The following is a 2166-nucleotide window of genomic DNA, read 5'->3' as shown; positions in this document are numbered from 1 at the left end:
TATACGGCCACGCTCGCGATCCCGGCGTCCCGGCAGGCCCGGGCCACGCGGACAGCGATTTCGCCACGGTTGGCGATGAGCACCTTGCGCACGATTGAGGCTCCCTCCTTGAAACAAGCCGAGTTTAGGGACTGCCGACACGGCACTACGACCCGTCCCCAATGGTGAGCTTGCCCACACGGAGCGTGATGCGAGGCTCGCCCGACCCGCGAAAGTCCTTGTCGCACCTCGGTACGCAGGACTCCTGCGGAAAACCCTAGCCCCGTCGTGTGGTCAAGGTCTCTGTGAGGGCGTGCTGCGGCCCACTCTGATTCTTTGTCGAGTCCCTACGAATGGCCCAATGATTCTTTGCTGGTGCCCGAACCCTTGTCCCTGGGTTTACCCGTTAGTAGCGTTCGCGATGACTCGAACGTACTTCAGGTAACAGCAGCTCTGCTCGGGCTGAGGTCGAAAGTGGGTGGGGGCCGGTGGTGCGCAGACCGGTGGCATGGGTCGTGGCGGTCGTCCTCTTGGCCGAGGCATTCGTGATCGCGGCACTGAACTGGTTCCTCGGAGTGGTGGTGGACCGGCAGAAGATGTCCCTGGCCGGCCTCGACTCCGGCGTCATGGCGACGTCCTCGAAGGTCGGCGGCCTGATCTTCGGCCTCTACTTCGCCCTGTGTGCCGTCGTGGCCCTGCTCGTCGCGATACGCAACCGGGCCCCCGCCGGCTTCGGACGGGTGCTGCTGGTCAGCGTCGCGGTGGTGCACGGCCTGCTGGGCGCCTTCGCCTGGGGCCTGGTGGGCTGGACGGCGTTCGTCTTCATGGTGGTGGTGCTCGGGCTCGTCGTACTGCTCCTGATGACGTACGACCACGACAGCGGCCCGGAGCGGGGCGCCGCAGGCGGTGGCCCCGGGGGACAGGGCGGCGACCCGAAGGCCGAGGCGGAGCCTGCCGGGGCCCCCGGTGGGGTGGCCGGGGCGCACGGCCCCGAGAACACGCCGCAGGACGGGGACGAGGAGCCCCAGGACTCCGTCCCCGGCCAGGTCACTCAGCCGGTTCTGCCCACAACTCCGTGATGCCGACACCCAGTTCGGCCAGCAGTCGCCGGACGAGGGGCAGGCTGATGCCGATCACGTTGCCGTGGTCGCCGTCGATGCCCTCGATGAACGGCGCCGAACGGCCGTCCAGGGTGAACGCACCGGCGACGTAGAGGGGCTCGCCGGAGGCGACGTACGCGGCGATCTCCTCGTCCGAGGGATCGCCGAAGTGCACGACGGTGGAGGCGGTCCCGGAGACGTACCGTTTGGCCGCCGTGTCCCAGACGCAGTGGCCCGTCTGGAGGGTCCCGGTCCGGCCGCGCATGGCCTTCCAGCGGGCGGTGGCCTCCTCGGCGTCGGCGGGCTTGCCGAGGGCCTGCCCGTCCAGCTCCAGCACCGAGTCGCAACCGATCACCAGGGCGCCCTGCACCTCCGGTTTCGCCGCCACGACGGAGGCCTTCGCCTCGGCCAGGGCGAGCGCCAGCTCGGCCGGGGTGGGCGCGGTGACGGCGTCCTCGTCGACCCCGCTGACGATCACCTCGGGCAGGAGGCCCGCCTGGCGCAGGAGGCCCAGCCGGGCGGGGGACTGGGAGGCGAGCACGAGTCGCCTGCGCGGATTGGCAGTCATGCCGTCAGGTTAGCCGGGCCGCCGCGCTACCTCAGCCCGAGCAGGATCATCCCGAGCAGCATGGCGAGGGCCAGAACGAGGCCGAGCCGCCGCAGCATCTCCTGCATGTCGCGCAGTTCTTCGGGCGGCTCGTTCTCGGGGTCTGACCACAGCATGCTCCCAGCGTGCGGCCCCGGCCGGGCGGGGCGCCTGAGTACCGGTACTCAAAAAGGCGCCCTGTCCTGCGGTTCTGTGCGCGGTTCCGCGCGCCCGGGGCCGGCCGCGCCTCAGCTGGGCCAGTAGGTGCGCGTCCAGGACGCCGGGCCGGGGTGCGGGACGCGGTGGCCGGCGATGCGGGACGGGTCCGACCAGGAGTCCCGGGGGCCGGGCGCGCCGGGCGGCGTGGCTGCCGCCGCCGCGGCGCGGGCGCGGACCACCGCCAGTGCGGCGGCCAGCTCCTCCGGGGTCGGGTTGCCTCGTACGACCTTGATGTTCATGACCGCTCCAAGGGTCCGCGGGGCTTAGAGGGGGATGTTGCCG

Annotated in this window: 5 protein-coding genes; 1 reads left to right on the top strand and 4 read right to left on the bottom strand. The window is 71.0% G+C overall.

Annotated features, from left to right (window positions below):
* A partial coding sequence (locus AC07CM_RS50765) for a biotin carboxylase N-terminal domain-containing protein (RefSeq protein ID WP_308427085.1) occupies nucleotides 1-92 on the bottom strand: 92 nt, incomplete at its 3' end.
* A 375-nt stretch (nucleotides 93-467) separates the two neighbouring features.
* Here AC07CM_RS50765 and AC07CM_RS50760 point away from each other — a divergent pair.
* Nucleotides 468-1058: a hypothetical protein gene (locus AC07CM_RS50760; protein WP_478883338.1), complete on the top strand. Its 591-nt coding sequence runs from the start codon at nucleotides 468-470 to the stop codon at nucleotides 1056-1058.
* Here AC07CM_RS50760 and AC07CM_RS50755 read toward each other — a convergent pair.
* The 3 genes from AC07CM_RS50755 to AC07CM_RS50745 form a co-directional block, all read right to left on the bottom strand.
* Nucleotides 1027-1647, bottom strand: coding sequence for a Maf family protein (locus AC07CM_RS50755; RefSeq protein ID WP_478883337.1), 621 nt, complete (start codon nucleotides 1645-1647; stop codon nucleotides 1027-1029). The genes AC07CM_RS50760 and AC07CM_RS50755 overlap by 32 nt on opposite strands.
* Nucleotides 1648-1673: 26 nt before the next feature.
* A complete protein-coding gene (mmpB, locus tag AC07CM_RS50750) occupies nucleotides 1674-1802 on the bottom strand; it encodes a morphogenic membrane protein MmpB (protein WP_478883336.1) in 129 nt (42 codons plus the stop codon).
* Nucleotides 1803-1913: 111 nt separating this feature from the next.
* The gene (locus tag AC07CM_RS50745; protein WP_478883335.1) at nucleotides 1914-2123 is read right to left on the bottom strand and encodes an acyl-CoA carboxylase epsilon subunit; all 210 of its coding nucleotides are present in this window, start codon (nucleotides 2121-2123) and stop codon (nucleotides 1914-1916) included.
* Nucleotides 2124-2166 lie beyond the last annotated feature (43 nt).

The sequence above is a fragment of the Streptomyces sp. NPDC044061 genome, from assembly GCF_056434305.1.
The sequence above is the reverse complement of the archived record's forward strand: the minus strand, read 5'-3'. Positions and strand labels throughout refer to the sequence as shown.

Coding starts and splice junctions, on each gene's coding strand:
- AC07CM_RS50755 (WP_478883337.1), bottom strand. CDS start 1,647: ATGACTGCCAATCCGCGCAGGCGACTCGTGCTCGCCTCCCAGTCCCCC.
- mmpB (WP_478883336.1), bottom strand. CDS start 1,802: ATGCTGTGGTCAGACCCCGAGAACGAGCCGCCCGAAGAACTGCGCGAC.
- AC07CM_RS50745 (WP_478883335.1), bottom strand. CDS start 2,123: ATGAACATCAAGGTCGTACGAGGCAACCCGACCCCGGAGGAGCTGGCC.